This is a genomic window from Aeromonas dhakensis, from assembly GCF_000820305.1.
GTDB classification, from domain to species: Bacteria; Pseudomonadota; Gammaproteobacteria; order Enterobacterales; family Aeromonadaceae; genus Aeromonas; species Aeromonas dhakensis.
On sequence record NZ_CDBH01000022.1, the window covers coordinates 152,345 to 172,262 of the forward strand.

Genomic DNA, 19,918 nt, shown 5'->3' on the forward strand with positions numbered 1-19,918 from the left:
GAGCGATTCACTCTAGCAGTCGGGTTAGCGCTTGATAAGCCCGACTCTGCTAAGATCGGCCTGGTCGTATTGGGGAAGCCTATGATTTCTCGTATTTATTCTCGCTTTTGTCAGACCCTGCCCGCGCCGGAAGGTTCCCGCGGCCTGCTGGTGGCCTTCAGCGGCGGGCTCGACTCCACCGTGCTGCTGGTGCTGGCGGCCCGCTTCGCTCACGCCCACGGCCTTGCCCTGCGCGCCCTGCACGTCCATCACGGCCTGAGTCCACATGCCGACGAGTGGGTGGCCCACTGTGAAGGGGTATGTCAGCAACTGGCGGTGCCGCTCATCACCGTGCGGGTGCAACTGCAACGGGGTAGCGGCGACAGTCTGGAGGCGCAGGCGCGGGAGGCCCGTTATCAGGCCCTCGCCGTCCAGCTGGGGGAGGGGGAGTGGCTGCTCACCGCTCACCATCAGGACGATCAGCTGGAGACTCTGCTGCTGGCGCTCAAGCGCGGCGCCGGTCTGCGCGGGCTGGCGGGCATGGTGCCGAGCCAGCCCTTTGCCGGCGGCTTGCTGCTGCGCCCGCTGCTCGAGGTGAGCCGGGCCGAGCTGGCCGAGGCGGCGGCCAGCCTCCCCTATGGCTGGGTGGAGGATGAGAGCAATCAGGATGTGAGTTATGACCGCAATTTCCTGCGCCAGCAGCTCATTCCCCAGCTCAAGGCCCGCTGGCCCGCCATGGCCCAGACGGCGGCGCGCAGCATGGCGCTTTGCGCCGAACAGGAGGCGCTGCTGGAGGAGCTGGCCGAGGCCGACTGGCGGCTGGCGGCGGCAGGAGAGGCGCTACAGATCACGCCGCTGCTGGCCCTGTCAGGTACCCGGCGCAACAACCTGCTGCGCTACTGGATCCGCCGCCAGGGAGGCGAGATGCCCTCCCGCGAGCAGCTCGGCCTGCTCTGGCAGGAGGTGGCGCTGGCGCGGGAAGATGCCAATCCCCAGCTCAACTGGGGGGAGCAGAGCTGCCGCCGCTTTCAGGGGCGGCTTTATCTGGTGCGACCCGGACTGCTGCCTCGTCACGAGCAGCTGGCGTTGAGGGTGGGGGAGACGCTGATCCTGCCGGACGGGCTCGGCGAGGTGCGACTGTCGCCGCGGACGGAGGGCGAAGGGCTGCGGCTGCCAGGGGCGGACGAGCCGCTGTCGGTGCGCTTCGGGGTGGCCGCTGGCAGCATGCTCAAGCCGGTGGGGCGCGGCGGCAGCCGGCGTCTCAAGAAGCTGCTGCAGGAGTACGGGGTTCCCTCCTGGCAGCGCGGCCGCATTCCCATCCTCTATTACGGCGAGCAGGTGGCGGCGGTGGGCGAGCTGTTCCTCTGTGACGGATTTATGACGCAGGAGCCTGGCCTGGCCTGGCACTGGCTGCCGGCGGCGGCCTGTCAGCCCCCGCTGTAATCCTCTCTGCAGCAAACGGACAAGGCCGGCATATGCCGGCCTTGTCGTATTCAGCGGCTGGCCGGTTCAGTCCAGCAGGCCGGCCTTGCCCGCCTTCTTGCGGGCATAGAGGTGAGCATCGGCCGCCTCGTACAGGCTGTGCACATCCACCCCGGACTGCCAGCTGGCGGCCCCCAGGCTGCAGCCGACCGAGAAGGTGCTGAGCTCCTTGTGAGTCAGCAACATGTGCTGCAGACGCAGCCAGACCGGGCGCCAGGCCTCGGGTTCGGCGGGTTGCAGCAGCAAGGCGAACTCGTCGCCGCCGAGGCGAAACGCCTGATCCGTGCTGCGGATGCAGTGGGTCAGCAGCTGGGCGAAGCGGCTCAGCACCAGATCGCCCACCGGGTGGCCCCAGGTGTCGTTGATCTGCTTGAAGCTGTCGAGATCCAGCAGCACCAGCACCAACCCGTGAGACTCCCGGCTGTGCTGCTCCACCGCGCGGCCGATGGCCTCGTCAAAGTAGGAGCGGTTGCCGAGCCCGGTCAGGTGATCGAGCCGCACCTGCAGCTCCAGCTGTGACAGGCGCAGATAGAGGGGCAGCGGCAGGCTGAGCAGCTGATGATACTGCTGCAGCACCCGTTGCTGACTGCCGCTCAGGGCGTGTTCGAGGGTGTAGTGCAGCTGGCCCAGCAGCTGGCCATGCTGGCCGCGCAGCTCGAACGGGTAGCTGTGCAGGGTCAGGCTGGCCTGGGGTGGATGCTGGATCAGGGTGTGCGGTTGGCCACAGTCGAAGTGCAGGCTGTGGATCCGGACAATTCTTGCCGCACGATCGGCAAAAGTTGCCAGCAAGCTGCCCAGATCGGTCTGCACCAGCAACTGCTCGAGCAGCTGGTTGCTATCCTGGCTTGCCAGCGGCGTGAGCCGCTCCATCTGGCGAACCCACTGCTCGATGCCATGTCCCAAACCGCTCAATGATGATGTGTTTTCCACGGTACAGCCCTCAAACAACCTACTTCCTGCTTCTTACCTGCAATACCTGTGCCCAAAATATGTTCGATGCGAACAAGGGCGGCTGGCTAGGCTTAAGTAGATAAAAAAGGAGGAAATATTGTACGCAGACGTATTGATCCTGCTGCTTGCCGCAGTCCTGCTGGTGGCGATTTTCCGGCGCCTGGGCCAGCCGGTGATCCTCGCCTACCTGCTCGCCGGGGTCGTGCTCGGCCCCCATGGCGCCGCCGTGATCACCGGCCAGGCGATCATGCAGACCATCGCAGAGCTCGGTATCGTCTTTCTGATGTTTTCGCTGGGGCTGGAGTTCTCGCTGCCCCGGCTCATCGCCATGCGCCGGCTGGTGATCGGGGTGGGCGGCCTGCAGGTGCTGCTCACCTCCCTGCTGTTCTTTACCATCGCCTGGTGGTGGGGCCTGAGTCTGGCCCAGGCTCTGGTGGTGTCGGGCACTCTGGCGCTCTCCTCCACCGCCGTGGTGATCAAGCAGCTGGGGGATCAGAAGCAGCTGCACACCCGCCGTGCCCAGCTCGGGGTGAGCGTGCTGCTGTTTCAGGATCTGGCGGTGGTGCCGCTGTTGGTGATGATCCCCATCCTGGCCCGGCCGGAGATCCAGGGCAGCGCCCTGCTGGCGGAGATCGCCTGGGCCACCCTCAAGGGGCTGTTTGCCTTGCTGAGCCTGCTGGCGGTGGGCAAGTGGCTGCTGCCGCTACTGTTTCACGAGGTGGCGCGGGCCCGCTCCGACGAACTGTTCGTGCTGAGCACCCTGCTGGTGGCGCTGCTGGCCGCCTCGCTCACCCAGTGGATGGGTCTCTCCATGGCGCTGGGGGCCTTTCTGGCAGGCATGATGCTGGGGGAATCCCACTATCGTCACCAGCTGGAGGTGGACATCCGGCCGTTTCGAGACGTGCTGATGGGGCTCTTCTTCATCACCATCGGCATGACCATGGACTGGCAGCGGGTGGCGCTGGACTGGTGGCTGGTGGCGCTGAGCGTGCCGGCCCTCATCCTGTTCAAGTCCCTGCTGGTGCTGCTGGCCGGCCGGCTGATGGGGGAACGCAAGCGCGACGCCATGGCGGCGGGGATCATGCTGAGCCAGGTGGGGGAGTTCGGCTTCGTGCTGCTGGCACTGGCCAACCACCACGGTCTGCTCGACCACCGGCTGGTCTCCCTGCTCATCGGTATCGGGGTCACCTCCATCGCCATGACCCCCTGGCTGGTGCAACAGGCTCACCAGCTGGCCCGCTCCCTCACCGATCCGGCCCTGCTCACCCGCTCCGAAGTGGCCCAGTCGGGCCTGAGCAAGAGCCAGCACGTGATCATCGCGGGCTTTGGCCGGGCCGGTCAGACCTGCGCCCGTTTTCTCAAGCAGGAGGAGATCCCCTTCCTGGCGCTGGATCTCGACCCCGAGCGGGTGAGCGAGGCCAAGTCGGCGGGGGAGCAGGTGGCATTTGGCGATGCCAGCCGGCGCGACATCCTGCTGGCCGCTGGCCTGCTGCGGGCCAGGCTGGTGATCATCACCTTTGACGATCCCAAGCGAGTCGAGGCCATGCTGGCGCTCATCAGGGAGCTGGCGGGGGAGGTGAAGGTGCTGGTGCGCACCCGCGATGACAGCTTTCTGGAGGCGTTCAAGCGGGCGGGGGCCTTCGAGGTGATCCCCGAGTCCCAGGAGGGGGCTCTGATGCTGGTCTCCCACCTGCTGCTCAACTGCGACATCCCCATCGGCCGGGTTATCCGGCGCATGGAGCATGAGCGCAGCAACCAGTATCGCTTTCTGCACGGCTTCTACTGGGGGGATCAGAGCGCCGGCAACCTGGAGACGGATCAACTGCTCGAGCGGCTGCACCCCGTGCTGCTGCACGAGCAGGCCTGGGCAGTGGGGCGCAGCGTGCAGGCGCTGGGGCTGGATGCGGTGCGGATCAGGGAGGTGCAGCGGGGCACACAGCGGCTGGAGCCCAGACCCGAACTGGTGCTGGCGACGGGGGATAAGCTGGTGCTGTTTGGCAATGCGGTGGCGGTGGAGCAGGCGGAGCAGCGCCTGCTGGAGGGGCGCTGATCCCTAAACCCATGTTGCACCAGCCCTGCTGCCAATGCCGTCCCCGCCTCCCTTGAATGCCCCGGCTCATGCCTCGACCCGTACCGCCTCCTCTAGCCCCAGAAACTGTTCGACCCGCTGGCGCTCGTTCAGGGTATCCAGGTAGCCCAGCTTGATCAGCTGCTGGCAGTAGCCGGGATAGAACATCAGGAAACTGGCCAGGCTGCTGGTCTCGTCCCCCGTCACCCCCAGCACCCGCAGCAGGCGGCGCAGATGCACCGGCAGCTTGCGCAGATAGGCCAGCGCCAGCAGGTCGAGATCCTGGCTTGGCTTGAGCACGCAGGTCTCCACCCGTTTGAGTTTCAACCGGTTGCGCTCCCGCTCCGGGATGAGATCCAGGGTCTGGTTGATGCGCCACAGCCGCTCCAGATCCGAGTTGAGGGTATCGGTGAAGACGGTGTCCAGCAGGTGGCTGGCGATGTTGGAGCTGGTCAGGTGGCCATGGTGAAAGGTGGGGGCCGTGTGCGCCGGTGGATCCAGGGTGATCAGCAGGATCCGCTCTGCCCCCAGGTGGATGGCGGGACTGAGCGGGCTCAGCTGATGGATGGAGCCGTCGCCGTAGAACTTCTCGCCGATGTGGGTGGCCGGGAAGACGAACGGCAGCGCCGAGGAGGCGAGCAGGTGATCCGAGGTGAGCAGGGTGCGCAGCCCGCGCCGTCTGGCCCGCTCCCACGGCAGGTGTTCCGCTCGCCCCTGAAAGAAGGTAGTGGAGAGGCCGTCGTCGTAGTCGGAGGCGGTGATGGCCAGCGCCTCCAGGCTGCCGTAGAGGATGTTGTCGTCGATGCGGTGATAGTCGATGAGCTGATCCAGCAGGCGGCGCAGCGGCGCGTTGTCGAACAGGTGAAAGGCGTGGTTGGTATGGGGATTGACGAGCCCCGCCGAGCCCTCGTACATCAGTCGCCACAACAGGCGCCCCGGGTGAAAGTCGAAGATGTGGTGGGTCTCGAAACGGCGCCAGACCCACTCCAGCTTGCGCACTCCCAGATGAAAGCAGGAGGCGTAGCAGGCCAGTGCGGTGACATTGATGGCGCCGGCCGAGGTACCGCACAGGATGGGAAACGGAATGCCGAGATTGCGGGGATAGAACTCGGCGATCGCCTTGAGGGCGCCGACCTGGTAGGCGGCGCGGGCACCACCACCGGTCAATAGAAGAGCTGTGTTGGGTCTGGCCATGATACTGCGCCTTATGCATGCCACTGGGGGTGTTGCCACCGAGCAATTTAACTATAAGACGCTGTATCAAATATAAAAACAGGCCTGCCAACCATTTTTGCAGGCCCTTTTTGAGGCTGTTCAGTGGTTGCTCTGGGCGGCACTCAGCTGATCGAAGGCGGCGAAGGCCGGGGCACTGGCGAGGATGCGGCCGTGGCCGAGGCCGCGGGTGCTCACCAGCCGGGTGCGACCATCCTGGGTGGCGCGCAGGGAATCGCCGTGCGGGGCGAAGCGATCCTCCTCGTCGTGCACTATGATGGCAGGCCCGCTGCGGCCGGCGAGCCGCCCCAGCGGGTCGACCGTGCTCAAGGGGTGCTGGTACTCCTGCTCAATCTCCTTGACCACCGCATCGAACAGCCGGATGGAGTAGCCGGAGCGCGCCACCATGCCGTAGAGCTGGGGCACGTAGTCGAGCACCGGCGAGATGAGCAGCAGCGGCAGGGCATCCAGCTCGCGTCGACGGCTGGAGAGGGTGACGGCGCCCCCCATGCTGTGGGCGATGACACCCTGCAGCGGGCCGCACTCCGCCGTCATCTTCTCCACCAGTTCGTCGAAGGCACGCACGAAGCGGGGCAGGTGGCCGGTATGGCCGGCGCTGTGGCCGTGGGCCGGGTGATCGTAGGCAATGGCCGTGAAGCCCTGGGCCGCAATGTGGCTCATCAGCGGGTAGAACTGGCTGGCGCTGCCTGACCAGCCGTGCATCAGCAGCCAGACCGGCCCCTGGCCGAGCCGGTAGCTCATCAGGGTGCCTTCGCTGGTGTGCAAGGCCTGTTTGACCAGTCCGGCTGGGACCTTGTCATCCCGCTGGTTGCGCTGGGGGGTGAGCAGCAGCTTGCTGGCGGTACGCTTGGCATGAGCGGGGGCCAGGGTGTGATGCAAGCGGGTGCCAAGGCCAAGCAACCATTTGCTCGGGCTGAAGCGGCGGGTGTTGAAGTAGATCTTGCTGCTCATGGTGATCCTGTGGTTTTTATGTGCGAACGGTCGTGCTTTTTTGTCGGTTTTAAAAAAGAGAGGTCAATCCATCAGCGCCAGCCATCCAGCAGTGTCTCCACTTCGGGCCAGAAGTGGCGGGCCGGATCCTGACACAGATCGAGGGCATTGAACACCTGATCCGCCAGATAGAGGCCGTAAAGGCGGTAGACGGCGCGCCAGGGATCCATGTCGCTGCGCCACTCGCCCTCGCTCTGTCCCTGCACCACCTGGCGGGCCAGGTAGTCGAGCCAGAAGCGCACCAGCTGGCGGGCGGCCTGCTGTACCTCACCCTCCTGGGCCGAGGTCCAGGCGTCGAGGAACATGCAGCGACCGGCGAAACACTGGTTCCAGGCCAGCCAGGCCTGCAGCAGGGCCGTCAGCTTCTCTCGCTGGCTGCCGTATTGCTGCTGGCGCACCGGCTGGATCACCCGCTCCCGGAACACCTCGGCGGCGTACTCCAGCACGGCGATCTGCAGGTTGTCGCGGGACTGGAAGTGGGCGAACAGGCCGCTTTTCGACATCTCGCAGGCGCTGGCAAGGGAGCCGATGGTGAGGCTCTCCAGCCCCTGCTGGCTCGCCTGCTCGAATGCAGTCTGCAAAATGTTGTCGCGGGTCAGCCGGCCCTTGCTCATCGCACTCTCCTTCATTGACCGGGGCAGCATAAAGTACGACCGTGCTATTTGTCGAGCGGTAGATGATGTGCAGGCCTGCAGGGAGGGCTCAGCTCTCCTTGATATCCATCTGCTGCAGGGCGATGACCGCCTGGGTGCAGTTCTTGACGCCGGTTTTTCTGAAAGATGGGAATGAGGTGGATCTTGATGGTGGCAAGAGGCTCAGTCGTCCTTGATATCCATCTGCTGCAGGGCGATAACCGCCTGGGTGCGGTTCTTGACGCCGAGTTTTCTGAAGATGGCGGTGATGTGGGCCTTGATGGTGGCCTCGGAGACGTTGAGCTCCCAGGCGATCTGCTTGTTGAGGCTGCCGTCGCGCAGCATCACCAGCACCTTGTACTGCTGGGGGGTGAGGCTGGCCAGCTTGCTGGCAAAATCGGCGCCCTCACAAGGCTCGGGGTGGAGCGAAATGCCGGCCGGCACCCAGTTGTCACCCCCGATCACCGTATTGAGGGCGTTGACCAGCTCCTTCATCGGCGCCGACTTGGGGATGAAGCCGAGCGCGCCGAGCCGCAGCACCTGCTGGATGATGGCAGGCTCTTCCGAAGCCGACACCACCACGATGGGCAGGTCGGGATACTGGCCGCGCAGGTGGGCGAGACCGGAGAAACCGTTGGCCCCCGGCATCTTGAGATCGAGCAGCAGCAGGTCGACTTCCGGGTGTTCCCCCAGCAGGTGGGCCAGGCTGTCGATGGAGTCCGCTTCCAGCAGCTGGGCATCGTCGATGGCCATGTGCACCGCTTGATAGAGGGCGCCCCGAAACAGGGGGTGGTCATCTGCGATGACGATGGTAAATTGGCTGTCCATTGCTCACATTGTTGCTAACTGATTGTTTTGGAAAATCAAACTAGCACCGCTCCCGGAGAGGGTCAAACCTGCCGGCGCGCAAATGTGAAGCGACCGTCGGATGTCGTGCCATTGGGGCAGATGGGATGGTCATGAACAACCCATGCAGGAGGCAATAGATGGGATCTCTGGTATTGACGGTGGGCACTGGCTCCACCTGGGCGATGCGGGCGGCGCTGGTGCTGGCCATGAGCGGGCTGGAGTGGCAGGAGCAGGTGTTCGATCTGGAAGATGCCAAGGATCTGCAGCGGCTCAAGCGGCTGGCCCCCGCCGGCCTGGTGCCCTGGCTCGATCACGACGGTGTGCGGGTGCACGACTCGCTGGCCATCGCCGAATATATCCACGAGCTCTGCCCCGATCGCCAGCTCTATCCCGCATCACAGGCCGAGCGGGCGCTGGCCCGCAGCCTCTGCGCCGAGCTGCACGCCGGTTTTCGCCAAATTCGTACCCTGCTGCCCTTCTTCCTCGGCGCCCCGACCCGCAGCGAACCGCCGGTGGAGGCCATCGGCGAGCTGGCCCGGCTGCAGACCATCTGGTCCCAGGCGCGGGGCCCCTTCTATTTTGGCGAGGCGGGGATCCTCGATGCCTTCTATGCGGTGATGGCCTACCGGCTGGCGAGCTATGGCATCCAGCTGCCCGGCCAGGCGGGCGCCTATCAGCAAGCGCTGCTGGCCTGGCCGCTGTGGCAGCAGACCCTGGTCAAGGCGCGTCTGCAGTGGCCGGCGGCCGCTCGTCAGCTGCAGTGAACCTGTGGGCGCAACCGCCGGTTTGAATGACTGGTGTAAACAGAGAGGGGAGCCACTGGCTCCCCTCTCTGTTTGGGTTTGATTCCTTAAGCTGGATTACGGCTGGCGGCCGGCGAACACCACCACCACCTTGTCATCCCCCTTCTCCCGCACGAAAGCATAGGGGCTGTCGGCCAGTTTCTTGTGGCTGCCCGCCGCCACCGCCGGGTGGGCGGCGCGGAACTGTCCGAGCCGCTGCCAGTGCTTGACCAGATCGGCCTTCTCGCCGCTGGCCAGCTCCTGCCAGTTCATGTCAGAACGCAGTGCCTGATCGAACACGCCGCCATCCTTGGCGAGCCCGCGGCCGGACTCATCGCCGTAGTAGATCTGGATGCCGCCCGGCAGCAGCATGAAGCTGCTGGCAACCCGGCGCTGCAGTGGCACGTCCTGATAATCGCCGAAGAACAGCTTGGTGTCGTGGGAGCTGATGTAGCTCAGCACGTTGAACTCGGGATCCTGATTGATGCGGCTGGCGTAGCCGGCATAGGTGGGCTCGGCGCTGGCCAGGCACTGGGCTTGGGGCAGGGCGAACTCGCGCTGATAGTCGAAGTTGATCAGCGAATCGAAGCCGTTTTGATACCAGAAATCCTTGGCCACCCCGTGATCCCACACCTCGCCCACCATGTAGAAGGGCAGGTCGTCGAGCTTCTTGGTCGGGTTGGCGGCTTTCCACTCCTTGAGGGCATCGGTGCCGGCCTGCTTGAGGCGGGCCCACACCTCGGGCTCCAGGTGTTTGACGGTGTCGGCTCTGAAGCCGTCGATGCCGAAGCGGCGCACCCAGTCGGTGTGCCAGGCAATCAGATAGTCGCTCACGGTAGCGTTGGGCAGTGGCTTGGCCCTGGTGTCCTGTTTGGCCGCCAGCAGCGGCGGCAGCCCCACCGGCTTGGTGGATTCGGTGAGGAAGTCCGGCAGCCCCGCCACCGAGCCGGTGACGTCGTCGGTGCCGGGCTGCGGGTAGCCGGGCAGGCCGGCTCGCACCCAGTCACCGCTCCACCACTGGTCCCACTTCGGCGACTGGTAGTCGATGAACTGGTTGTAGCCATGCCAGTTGAGGCCGCCGCTCGGTTGCCACTGGTTCCAGCGGGCCGGCAGTTTGCCGGTGTTCTGGGTGAGATCGGTGAGCCCCAGATCTTGCAGGTCGGCGAGGGTGGCGTAGCCGGCGTGGTTCATCACCACGTCGAGGATGATGCGCATGCCGCGCTGGTGCGCCTCGTCCACCAGGGTCTTCAGGCTCTCCTCGTCGCCGTAGTTGGGATCTATCTTGGTGAAGTCGAGCGCCCAGTAGCCGTGGTAGGCGTAGAAGGGGAAGTTGCCCTGCTCGCCACCGCCGATGAAGCCGTGCACCTGCTCCACCATGGGAGTGATCCAGATGGCGTTGATGCCGAGCTGCTTGATGTAGTCTAGCTTTGCGGTCAGCCCCTTGAAGTCGCCGCCATGCCAGGTGGCCACCTCATCCTGCCCGTCTTTCTGGCGCCCGAAGCTGTGGTCGTTGGCGGGATCGCCGTTGTTGAAGCGGTCGGTCAGCAGGAAATAGACGCTCGCCTGATCCCAGCTGAAGGGGGCCGCCGTGACTGCCTTGACCGGTTCGAGCAGCAGTAGGCCGCCGCTCTCTTTACTGGGCGTCAGGGTCAGCTTGCCACCCTTGACCACCCCTTGCTGGTCGGAGTAGGCGTCCCGCAGCTGGGTGCCGTCGGGCCAGACTCCTTTCAGGGATACGGTCACCGGGCCGCCATCCCAGCTGATGCAGGGCTCCGCTGGCGGCTGGCGCTTGAACTCGCTCTTCCTGGTGGCTCGCAGCACCTTGAGGCTGGGGGTATCCGGGTTGAAGGTGAACTCATAGTCCCCCGCCAGCATCACCCGCAGGTTGAAGTGCTGCCCCTTGCTGCACTTCTCCATGGGCTGGGCGGTGCCGAAGGGGAGCGGTTTGGCCTCGCTCGGACCGAAGCTGGTGCCGCAGCTGTTGCCCGCGTCGCTGATGCGGATCTGGTGGCTCCCCTTGGTGAGCGGATGGGTCAGCTGCACCGCCCCCTTGTCCAACGTCAGCGGCGCGCCGACCGGCTGGTCATCCACGTAGAGGCGCACCTCGGCGGCCATGGCCTGAGGGAGGAAGAGGGGGCAGGCCAGCAGGGCGAGCCAGAGGGAAGAAACAGATGGGGTGCGACGCATAAGCCATTCCTTGCTGGGGTTAAGCGGACCAGATTGCCGTCAATGGGGCTCATTCTAGAAGGCATGATGGCGGGCTTGGACAGGCAAACCGTCGATTTGTGACATCAGTTCAAATGGTTACGTTTTCAAGAATGGAAAAGTGTGAGCAGGGTGTCGCGCCCATAAAAAAAGCCGGTCGATGGACCGGCTTGTTGCATTGCCACCTTCGTCACACGGTGAAGAACTTGAAGTTGACAAAGGCCACCGCGATGAAGGAGGCCACCATGCCGCTCAGGCAGAGCACGGCCGGGCGAATGGCCGGCCAGCGATGGGTCAGCAGGATGATGGCCAGCATGGTCGGATAGAGGCCGAACATGTAGCGCGGCATGGCGTTGAGCCCTGTCATCAGCGGAATGGTGCAGCAGATGAACATCAGGGTCGCCTCGGCCCAGCGCTTCTGGCTGAACAGATAGAGGTTCAGCGCCCAGCCGAACATCACCATGATGGAGAGGTAGGATTTGCGTCCGCCCAGCTCGAAGCCGCTCAGCCACCAGTCCAGCGGGCTGTCCATGTAACGGCCCCAGGCCACCTGGATGTGCTTGAAGGCCAGCGCATCACCGGTGAGGTGATAGAGGTAGAACATGTAGGCGAACAGGCCGAGCGGGATCATCCAGAGGGTGAACACCACCTTGAAGGCGCGCTCGGTGAAGCGGAAGAACTCGCGCCAGCCGTAGGCCTGCAGCGCCAGGATCAGCACCGGGAACACCATCATCACCCCCAGGTTGCGGGTGGCGGAGATGAACACGCCGAGCAGGGCCACCATCAGCCACTGCTGGCGATAGGCGAACAGGAACATCCCCAGCATCAGCGCCATGAACATCGACTCGGTATAGCCGGAGACGAAGTAGGCGGAGAAGGGGGAGAAGGCGAGCAGCCAGACACCGAAGCGGGCGGTATCGTCACCCAGCTTGAGCTGGCGCAGCACCAGCAGCATCAGCGGCAGGCTGATGAAGAACGCCAGGTTGGCCACCAGCATCAGGCCGATCAGGCTCTCGACGTTGAGCAGGTTGGAGAGGGTGCCGGAGATCATCGGGTAGAGCGGCATGAAGGCCCAGTTGGCTGCGTTGCCCTTGCTCAGCCAGCGCGGGTAGAGATCGTAGCCGTTCTCGATGATGCGCTGGAACCAGACACAGTCAAACTGGCAATAGGCCTGCAGCGGGCCTATGTCGGTGGCGCCGTAGAGCTGGACGCCGAAGTAACCCATGCCGTACAGGGCGACCCGGCTCAGCACGAAGGCGGCGATGATCATCAGCCAGTCGCGACCGCTGATGCGAAGTGACGGGCGATAGGGCGCCGCCTGGTCGGGGGCAGTGGTGGTAGTCATGTCATTCATCAGGCAAATACCCAGATCCTGGAGAGGAGGTAGGTGAGCACGGTGACCGTCAGGGTGGCGATCACCACCGGTAGCAGACCGGAAAGACCCGCAAACAGCAGACCGCTCAATATCAGGTTACGCACCGCCAGCGAGAAGAGGGCGACCAGCAGGAACTTGCTGGCGGCACCTTGCTTCTGGAAGGTGATGTAACGGTGACCGAAGAAGGAGAACCAGAACGCGATGGCAAAGGCCAGCGTCGTCACCAGGTGCTCCGAGATGGTGGGCCAGGTGTGAAACAGGGCTATGGAGGTGCCCAGATCGACGAGGGTGGCCCCCCCGCCGACAAACCCGAAACGTACCAGCCGCCAGAATTCCTCGCGGGAGATCATTGAGAAGCCTGCTCCTGCTGGTCATCAGCGGCTTTCGCAGCTGCAGCCTTCTTGCCGGCGCTTTTCTTGCTGCCGGTGGCGGCGTCCTGCTTGGGCTCTTCATCCTGTTTCGCATATTGGCCGTAGACCCCTTCGATGAGGTAGACGGGGCGCTGCTTCACTTCCACGAACATGCGGCCGATGTACTCGCCGATGATGCCGAGCGACAGCAGCTGGATGCCGCCGAGGAACAGCACCACCGACATCAGGGAGGCGTAACCCGGCACGTCGATGCCGAAGAAGACCACCTGGGTGACGATCTTGAGGATGTAGAGGAAGGCGACGAAGGAGACGCCGACGCCGACGTAGCTCCATACCCGCAGCGGCCAGCTGGAGAAGCTCATCAGACCGTCGAGGGCGAAGTTCCACAGCTTCCAGTAGTTGAACTTGGTCTCGCCGGCATGGCGGGCGGGGCGCTCGTAGGGCACACCGACGGCACGGAAACCGGCCCAGGCGAACAGCCCCTTCATGAAGCGGTTGCGCTCCGGCAGCTGCTTGATCGCCTCGACCACCTTGCGGTCGATCAGACGGAAGTCGCCGGCGTTCTCCGGCAGCTTGGTGCTGGTGGAGAGGGCGTTGAAGAAGCGGTAGAAGCCGCCGGCGGTGAGACGCTTCATCGGGGTGTCGGCGCTGCGATCCACCCGGATGCCGTAGACGGTGTCGTAGTCGCCGGTCTGCCACAGCTTGACGAATTCGAGAATGAGTGCGGGCGGATCCTGCAGATCCACGTCCATCGGCACCACGGCGTCACCCTTGGCGTGATGCAGGCCGGCGGTCATGGCCGCTTCCTTGCCGAAGTTGCGGGCCAGGTTGACCAGGGTGACGCGCGGGTCGCGGGCGATGGCCTGCTCGACCACCTCACGGGTGCGGTCGCGGCTGCCGTCGTTGACGAATACAATTTCCAGCTGATCCTTGAGCGGCGCCAGTTCGTTATCTATCGCGTTGATGAAGGCATCTATGCTCTCTTCCTCGTTGTAAACGGGAACGATCAGAGAGAGTCGAAAATCGGCATGCGACATGAAAACTTCCTTATTTGGAAAATTATTTTATAAAACAGCGTATTGGAGAATACGTCTTACTGGGCGACGGTCAAGCGCACCGACTGGACATTGAGCGGTGTCGGGGCGGAGAGCGCCAGAAAGTTGGGACGCTTGGGATCCGAGGTCAGCGACTCGCCCGGCAGGCTGAGACGGATCTCGTTGATGCCGGCCTTGGCCAGCTTGACGGTGGTGGTGAAATCGTGACCCAGTGCCACCTTGAGCAGGGCGCCGGCCTGCGGGCTGTTGACCCGGGCCTGGATGGTCAGCTCTTCCGGCTGTGCCTGCTGTTTGGGCAGCACGAAATAGAGGCCGCCCTGGCCGCTCAGTTCGGTGCCGTCCGCGCTCGGCTTCTTGGCCCAGCCTTCGCTGGAGAGGAAGCGGCTCGGCTTGGTCAGATTGAGCTCGTTGCCGGGCTGGTAGGTCATGCTGGAGTTGTGCTCCCAGAAGCGGGTCTTGCCTTCCAGGTAATAGAGCTTGTAGGCCAGGCTCACGTTGGGGTGGGCGGCCAGATAGAGGGTGTAGAGATAGAAACCACTCAGCGCCATGATGGCGGTCAGAAAACCAAACTTTTTGTACGTCATATCACTCTCTGCGCCTCACGGTTTGTAGGCTGATTTCGCGCATATGCTAATCCAATTGCAAAAAAAGCATAGTGGATCACAAAAATATATTTGGTCACATATTAACCCCTTTCTGATTGGTGTTCCAAATGTCGCTTCTCCCTCTTTTTAGCTAGCCCCCAGGCCCTGTTGTGGCGGGCTGGCCGGGCCCCTTTTCTGCTCGGGCGATGCCGCTTTTTCGGTGCCCCGATCATGGTCTGCATCCCTGTGGCAGGATCTGTCGCCATTTTGCCGAGGCCGATTTATGATGAGCTGATACGCCGTCAAGGATGACCCATGAAGCTGAAACTCTGCTGCTGGATGCTCTGGTTGCTGACACCGCTGGTATCGGCAAATGCGCTGTGCCCTGCTCCCTTGCGGATCGGTTATGACAACTGGCCGCCCTATCACTATTACCTCGAGGCCGCGGCCGGCAAGAAAGAGCTGCAGGGCTTTGCCATCGAGGCGCTCAACGCCATGCTCAAACGGCTGGATTGCAAGGCCAGCTACGTGGAGATGCCCTGGAAACGGGTGTTGCACGGTCTGGCGCTGGGGTCGGTCGACATTGCCATGGAGGCCTACTTCAACGAGGATCGTGCCCGTTACGCCTGGTTTTCCGATGCCTACAATCCGGGCCGCAGCGTGCTCTGGATCCGCAAGTCAGACTCCTATGCCGACACCGATCTGGCGAGCTGGCTGGCTGACGGGCATACCCTGGGGGTCACCAAGGACTACTACTACGGCGCCGAGATCAGCGAGCTGCTGCGCCGTTATGCCGCCCAGGTGAGCGTGGTCAACGACGAGCAAAACTACGGCAAGCTGGTGTTGGGACGCATCGACGGTTTCCTCGGCGATGTGCTGGCCACCCCCTGGGGCTTGAAGAAGGAGGGGCTGAGCGATCTGATCGTCCCCCATGCCATGGCCGTATATGAAGCACCGACCTTTTTCATGTTCAGCAAGAAACGGTTGTCTCCCGAATTCGTGCGGGAGTTCAATCGCGAGCTGGCCAAGTTTAAAGCAACAAATGAGTATGACATTATCTGGCGGCGCTATGCGCCCGCCGGCTAGCAAAGTCGCGGGCATTCACGCATGATGAGCGCCTTGACCGCCGGGTCTGACGGATTGAAGTGAACCTATCTTGAGGTAAGCATGGGGAAGAAGTATTGGCTGGCATTGGCAAACCTGATCTGGCTGGGCTGCTGGCCAGCGGCCATGGCACAGGCCAGCGAAGGCCAGGTGGTGGTGAGCAATGCGGCGGAGCAGCACGACTGGTATCAGAACCGGACGGCGGAGCAGGCCAGGCAAGAGCTGGAGCAGCAACTGCAGGAGGCCGTGCTGGCCCAGCTGCACCCGGATTTCTATACGCTCTGGAAGAAGCTGCAGGCCAAGCCGTCAGATCAGCGCGGCGCCCTCTATGACGAGGCGTTTGGCAAGCTGGCCCGGTTCCAGCAGGCATGGCGCGCCATGGATCTGGTCTCCCGCGAGCAGATGCAGACCCTCAAACTCAATCTGAACAAGCCGCTGGCTCACGAGCCGGCCGGCGACAACCTGCTGGAACAGGTCAAGCAGCTCAGACCCCAGGTCGCGGAATACGAGGCGGTGCGCGAGGAAGTGCGCAAGCTGCTGGCGCTGCCCATGGCCAAGAAGTGGCCGACCCTGACCATGCCAACCCTGCGAGCCGGCGAGGTTTCCCCGGAGCTGGGCCAGATCCGCTCCATCCTCAACGAGCTGGGCGACACGGCCCCGCGCCATGATGACGCCACCTACGACGACGACACCCTGCAGGCGGTCAAGCAGTTCCAGCGCCGCCACGGCCTGACCGCCGACGGCATCATAGGCCGGCAGACCCGCAGCTGGCTCAACACCGGGCCCGAGGTGCGCGCCAGCCTGCTGCTGCGCAACCTGTGGCGACGTGACCTGGTGGATCAGCTCTCCGGCGCCCGCTACGTGCTGGTCAACATCCCCGACTATCGGCTGAGCGTGGTGGAGTCCGGCAACGAGGTGTTTACCAGCCGGGTGATCGTCGGCAAGGAGCAGCGGGCTACCCCGATCCTCGCCAGCGAGATCCGCTCCATCGTGCTCAACCCGGCCTGGCACGTGCCGCGCTCCATCCTGAGCAAGGACATTCTACCCAAGCTGGGGCGCGATCCCGCCTACCTCAATCGCGAGCAGTTCGAGGTGATCGACGGCGAAGGCAATCCGGTGCAGTTCACCGAAGAGGGCTGGCAGCAGGCGCTGGCGTCCGGTTTCCCCTATCGTCTGCGGCAAAAGCCGGGCGATCACAATGCACTGGGTCGCTACAAGTTCTATCTGCCCAACAACGAGGCGATCTACCTGCACTCCACTCCGCGCAAGGCGCTGTTCGAGCAGGGGGCGCGCGCCTTCAGTTCGGGTTGCATCCGGGTGGAGCACGCCGACGATCTGGCCGAGCTGCTGCTGGCGGACTCCCGCTACCAGCCCGACAAGGTGGCCAGCATCCTGAAAGAGAGCCAGACCAAGTGGCTGCCGCTGACCACTCCGATCCCGGTGTTCACCGTCTACTGGAGCAGCTGGATCGACGAGGAGGGGCGTCAGCAACTGCGCAACGACATCTATGGATTTGATCGAGTCAGCTACCAGAGTCGCCTGCTGTGATCCTCGCCACAGAGTGAAAAGCCCGGCCTGCGCCGGGCTTTTTCATGGCCCCTTGCGGTTTGACAGCGGCCGGCTCGGCGGGTAGTTTCAAGCGCCTGTATCAAATTCATTCAACGGTTTCACCTCAACATTGCGATGGACGGACAAGGGATGCTTGATCAAGAGATAAGCCGACGTCGCCTGCTGCTGGGTGCCGGTTGCCTGCTGGGGGGCTCGCTGTTGTCCTTCCCCGCCATGGCGAGCCGCAGTACGGCGGGACGTGAACTCAGCTTCTTCAATCTCAATACCGGTGAGCGGGTGCGCACCAGCTACTGGGAAGATGGCCGCTATCTGAAAGACGGGCTGGCCGAGCTCAACCACATCTTTCGCGACTACCGTCGCAACGAAGTGTTCAACATCGACAGGAAGCTGTTCGACCAGCTCTACCTGCTGCAGCACAAGCTGGGTCGCCACGGCGAAATCCAGCTCATCTCGGGCTATCGCTCCCCTGTGACCAATCGCCAGAAGCGCAGTCGCAGCCGCGGGGTAGCCAAGCACAGCTATCACACCCTGGGGCAGGCGGTGGACGTGCGGATCCCCGGGGTACAGCTGGCGCACCTTCGCAAGGCGGCGCTTCATCTCAAGGTGGGCGGCGTCGGTTACTACCCGAGCGACAACTTCGTGCACCTCGACACCGGGCCCGTGCGCAGCTGGTAACGGCGGTTTGCTGGCCGCATCGGCCCGGCGGGTGACTGGTCAGCGGGGTGGCCGAGCTGGTAGGCTCTGGACACCATGCAGAGGAGAACCAGATGAAACATATTTTGCTTGGCGGGCTGATTGCCCTGCTGCTGACCGGTTGTGGCAAGCTCAACCGCGAAAACTACGACAAGCTCAAGATGGGGATCAGCTACGCCGAGGCGAGCAGCATCCTCGGCAAGGCCGAGCGTTGTGACGATGCGCTGGGCACCACCAGCTGCATCTGGGGCGACGAGGGCAAGAACATCAAGATCCGTTTCATCGCCGACAAGGCGACCTTCTTCAGCTCGGAAGGGATCAACTGAGGCAGTTGCTACCCCCTTGCCCAACAAAAAAGCGTCTGACCGGCGCTTTTTTGTTGGCTGTGATCCGTACCGGCTCGCCAGAAGCTGGCGCGCTCAGTGCGCTGCGTACTGATAGTGGAAGGTGGGCAGCCCCCACTTGAAGCGCACCGCCAGCAGGCGCAGCACGAAGCCGATGCCGATGGCACCGAAGGCGGCCCAGTCGTTGGGCAGGCCCTGATCCAGCGCCAGGCAGTAGAGGGCGGCGGTTACCAGCGAGATGGCGGCATAGAGCTCGCGGCGAAACACCAGCGGAATGCGCTGGCAGAGCAGGTCCCTGAGCACGCCGCCGAAGGCCCCCGTCACCACCGCCATGATGCAGGCGATGCCGGCGCCGTGACCCATCTCCAGCGCCCTGGCGGCACCGAAGATGGAGAAGACCACCAGCCCCAGGGCATCGAGCGCCATGAACAGCTTGCCGAGATAGCGCATCAGCGGTGCCGAGATGACGCCGGCCATGGCCGCGCCGGCGACCAGCAGCACATACTCCGGGTGTTCGACCCAGAGCAGAGGGTAATGGCCCAGCAGCACATCGCGGATGGTGCCGCCTCCGATGGCCGTCGCCGAGGCGATGATCACCACGCCGAACAAGTCCATCCGTCGCCGGCCCGCGGCCAGCGCGCCTGTCATCCCTTCGGCCACCAGGCCCAGCAAGAAGAGTGCATGTAACATGAGATATCCCAGGGTGCGAGAAAGGCCCGCATCCTAACAATCTAGCGCTGGCGGGACAAGCAAACTCATATATGCATTAGATTAAGTAATGAAAAGGGGGCTTTCGCCCCCATTTTTCATCATGCTTGCCCGGGTCAGCGTTTGAGCTGTTCGTTGCGGTAGTGATCGACCCACATGGCGGTGGCCCCGCAGATGGCGACCGGCATCACGAACAGGTTCACCACCGGGATGGCGGAGAAGAGGGTGACCAGAGCGCCGAAGCTCAGGCACTTGCCGCGGCGTTGCTTGAGGGCGTCGCGCATGGTGATGAAGTCGATCTTGTGATTGTCGAACGGATAGTCGACATACTGGATCGCCATCATCCAGGCGCTGAACAGGAACCAGAGCACAGGCGCCAGGGTCTGGCCCAGCACCGGAATGAGGAACAGGATCAGGCAGCCGATGGCCTTGGGCAGGTAGTATTTGAGCTTGATCCACTCGCGGCCGAAGGTGCGTGGCACATCCTTGACGATGTCCAGCATGCCGGTGTCGTTGGCGGCCTCGCCAGTGAGCGCCTGCTCCACCTTCTCCGCCAGCAGGCCGTTGAAGGGGGCGGCTATCCAGTTGGCCACCGAGCTGAACAGGAAGGAGAAGACCACCAGTATGGTAATGAGGGCGATGGGCCAGAGCAGGTAGTCCAGCCAGTCGAGCCAGCTCGGGATCTGCTGGTGCAGCCAGCCGAACAGGCCATCCAGCTGCAGCAGCAGGGCGTAGAAGGCCCCGGCAAACAGCACGAAGTTGACCAGCAGGGGGATCAGCACGAAGGTGCGGATGCCGGGCTGGCGAATGAGGGAGAAGCCGCGCAGAAAGTAGTCTGCACCGCTGATCGAGTCTTTTACCATACGGGGGGAGTGGCTCATCGGAGCTCCATCTGTTCATGGGAAACTGCCAGCATATTACAAACAAGCTTTTGATTTGGTAAA

The 19,918-nt window shown here is 63.5% G+C and carries 19 protein-coding genes and 1 pseudogene; 7 read left to right on the plus strand and 13 right to left on the minus strand.

Annotated elements, in window-relative coordinates; translation table 11 throughout:
- Positions 1–81 precede the first annotated feature (81 nt).
- Positions 82–1,422 (plus strand): tRNA lysidine(34) synthetase TilS, encoded by a 1,341-nt coding sequence (tilS, locus tag BN1143_RS03895; RefSeq protein WP_042049731.1) that lies wholly within the window; start codon positions 82–84, stop codon positions 1,420–1,422.
- 66 nt (positions 1,423–1,488) lie between these two features.
- On the opposite strand, the gene BN1143_RS03900 is transcribed toward tilS, so the two are convergent.
- On the minus strand, positions 1,489–2,409 hold the full coding sequence (locus BN1143_RS03900) for a GGDEF domain-containing protein (RefSeq protein ID WP_082038422.1): 921 nt from the start codon (positions 2,407–2,409) through the stop codon (positions 1,489–1,491).
- Between the two features lie 100 nt (positions 2,410–2,509).
- Between BN1143_RS03900 and BN1143_RS03905 the strand changes: the two genes are divergently transcribed.
- Positions 2,510–4,462, plus strand: coding sequence for a cation:proton antiporter domain-containing protein (locus tag BN1143_RS03905; RefSeq protein WP_042049733.1), 1,953 nt, complete (start codon positions 2,510–2,512; stop codon positions 4,460–4,462).
- A 66-nt stretch (positions 4,463–4,528) separates the two neighbouring features.
- On the opposite strand, the gene BN1143_RS03910 is transcribed toward BN1143_RS03905, so the two are convergent.
- From BN1143_RS03910 to BN1143_RS22910, 5 genes and pseudogenes are all read right to left on the minus strand, one after another.
- Positions 4,529–5,674 carry a patatin-like phospholipase family protein gene (locus BN1143_RS03910; RefSeq protein WP_024941010.1) on the minus strand — a complete coding sequence of 382 codons (1,146 nt, stop codon included), beginning with the start codon at positions 5,672–5,674 and terminating at the stop codon, positions 4,529–4,531.
- Between the two features lie 120 nt (positions 5,675–5,794).
- Complete coding sequence (locus BN1143_RS03915) at positions 5,795–6,664, minus strand: alpha/beta hydrolase (protein WP_042049734.1); 870 nt, start codon at positions 6,662–6,664, stop codon at positions 5,795–5,797.
- Positions 6,665–6,735: 71 nt separating this feature from the next.
- Positions 6,736–7,317 carry a TetR/AcrR family transcriptional regulator gene (locus BN1143_RS03920; RefSeq protein ID WP_005303388.1) on the minus strand — a complete coding sequence of 194 codons (582 nt, stop codon included), beginning with the start codon at positions 7,315–7,317 and terminating at the stop codon, positions 6,736–6,738.
- Between the two features lie 201 nt (positions 7,318–7,518).
- Positions 7,519–7,680, minus strand: a complete 162-nt coding sequence (locus BN1143_RS22905) for a response regulator transcription factor (RefSeq protein ID WP_407060720.1) — start codon at positions 7,678–7,680, stop codon at positions 7,519–7,521.
- A gap of 138 nt (positions 7,681–7,818) precedes the next feature.
- Positions 7,819–8,163, minus strand: a pseudogene (locus tag BN1143_RS22910) (response regulator); the annotation flags it as partial.
- Positions 8,164–8,321: 158 nt separating this feature from the next.
- On the opposite strand from BN1143_RS22910, the gene BN1143_RS03930 reads away from it, so the two are divergent.
- Positions 8,322–8,948, plus strand: coding sequence for a glutathione S-transferase (locus BN1143_RS03930; protein ID WP_005303384.1), 627 nt, complete (start codon positions 8,322–8,324; stop codon positions 8,946–8,948).
- A 96-nt stretch (positions 8,949–9,044) separates the two neighbouring features.
- On the opposite strand, the gene BN1143_RS03935 is transcribed toward BN1143_RS03930, so the two are convergent.
- The 5 genes from BN1143_RS03935 to BN1143_RS03955 form a co-directional block, all read right to left on the minus strand.
- Positions 9,045–11,153, minus strand: coding sequence for an alpha-amylase (locus BN1143_RS03935; protein WP_042049735.1), 2,109 nt, complete (start codon positions 11,151–11,153; stop codon positions 9,045–9,047).
- A gap of 208 nt (positions 11,154–11,361) precedes the next feature.
- Positions 11,362–12,525: a membrane protein gene (locus BN1143_RS03940; protein WP_017784006.1), complete on the minus strand. Its 1,164-nt coding sequence runs from the start codon at positions 12,523–12,525 to the stop codon at positions 11,362–11,364.
- Positions 12,525–12,896: a GtrA family protein gene (locus tag BN1143_RS03945; RefSeq protein ID WP_005303379.1), complete on the minus strand. Its 372-nt coding sequence runs from the start codon at positions 12,894–12,896 to the stop codon at positions 12,525–12,527. Before BN1143_RS03945 ends, BN1143_RS03940 begins: the two co-directional genes overlap by 1 nt.
- The gene (locus BN1143_RS03950) at positions 12,893–13,954 is read right to left on the minus strand and encodes a glycosyltransferase family 2 protein (RefSeq protein ID WP_029301561.1); all 1,062 of its coding nucleotides are present in this window, start codon (positions 13,952–13,954) and stop codon (positions 12,893–12,895) included. The genes BN1143_RS03945 and BN1143_RS03950 overlap by 4 nt, the downstream gene beginning before the upstream one ends.
- 56 nt (positions 13,955–14,010) lie before the next feature.
- Positions 14,011–14,556, minus strand: coding sequence for a hypothetical protein (locus BN1143_RS03955; protein WP_005303374.1), 546 nt, complete (start codon positions 14,554–14,556; stop codon positions 14,011–14,013).
- Between the two features lie 315 nt (positions 14,557–14,871).
- Here BN1143_RS03955 and BN1143_RS03960 point away from each other — a divergent pair, with 315 nt between their 5' ends.
- The 4 genes from BN1143_RS03960 (at position 14,872) to BN1143_RS03975 (ending at position 18,248) form a co-directional block, all read left to right on the plus strand.
- The gene (locus tag BN1143_RS03960) at positions 14,872–15,642 is read left to right on the plus strand and encodes a substrate-binding periplasmic protein (RefSeq protein ID WP_042049737.1); all 771 of its coding nucleotides are present in this window, start codon (positions 14,872–14,874) and stop codon (positions 15,640–15,642) included.
- An 81-nt stretch (positions 15,643–15,723) separates the two neighbouring features.
- On the plus strand, positions 15,724–17,208 hold the full coding sequence (locus BN1143_RS03965) for a L,D-transpeptidase family protein (protein WP_042049738.1): 1,485 nt from the start codon (positions 15,724–15,726) through the stop codon (positions 17,206–17,208).
- 150 nt (positions 17,209–17,358) lie between these two features.
- The gene (locus BN1143_RS03970; protein ID WP_005303369.1) at positions 17,359–17,904 is read left to right on the plus strand and encodes a peptidoglycan L,D-endopeptidase MepK; all 546 of its coding nucleotides are present in this window, start codon (positions 17,359–17,361) and stop codon (positions 17,902–17,904) included.
- A gap of 92 nt (positions 17,905–17,996) precedes the next feature.
- Positions 17,997–18,248: a hypothetical protein gene (locus BN1143_RS03975; protein WP_005303367.1), complete on the plus strand. Its 252-nt coding sequence runs from the start codon at positions 17,997–17,999 to the stop codon at positions 18,246–18,248.
- A 93-nt stretch (positions 18,249–18,341) separates the two neighbouring features.
- Here BN1143_RS03975 and BN1143_RS03980 read toward each other — a convergent pair whose 3' ends face one another.
- Positions 18,342–18,956, minus strand: coding sequence for a trimeric intracellular cation channel family protein (locus tag BN1143_RS03980; RefSeq protein WP_005303366.1), 615 nt, complete (start codon positions 18,954–18,956; stop codon positions 18,342–18,344).
- Between the two features lie 134 nt (positions 18,957–19,090).
- Positions 19,091–19,855: a sulfate transporter CysZ gene (cysZ, locus tag BN1143_RS03985; RefSeq protein WP_005303364.1), complete on the minus strand. Its 765-nt coding sequence runs from the start codon at positions 19,853–19,855 to the stop codon at positions 19,091–19,093.
- Positions 19,856–19,918: the final 63 nt, after the last annotated feature.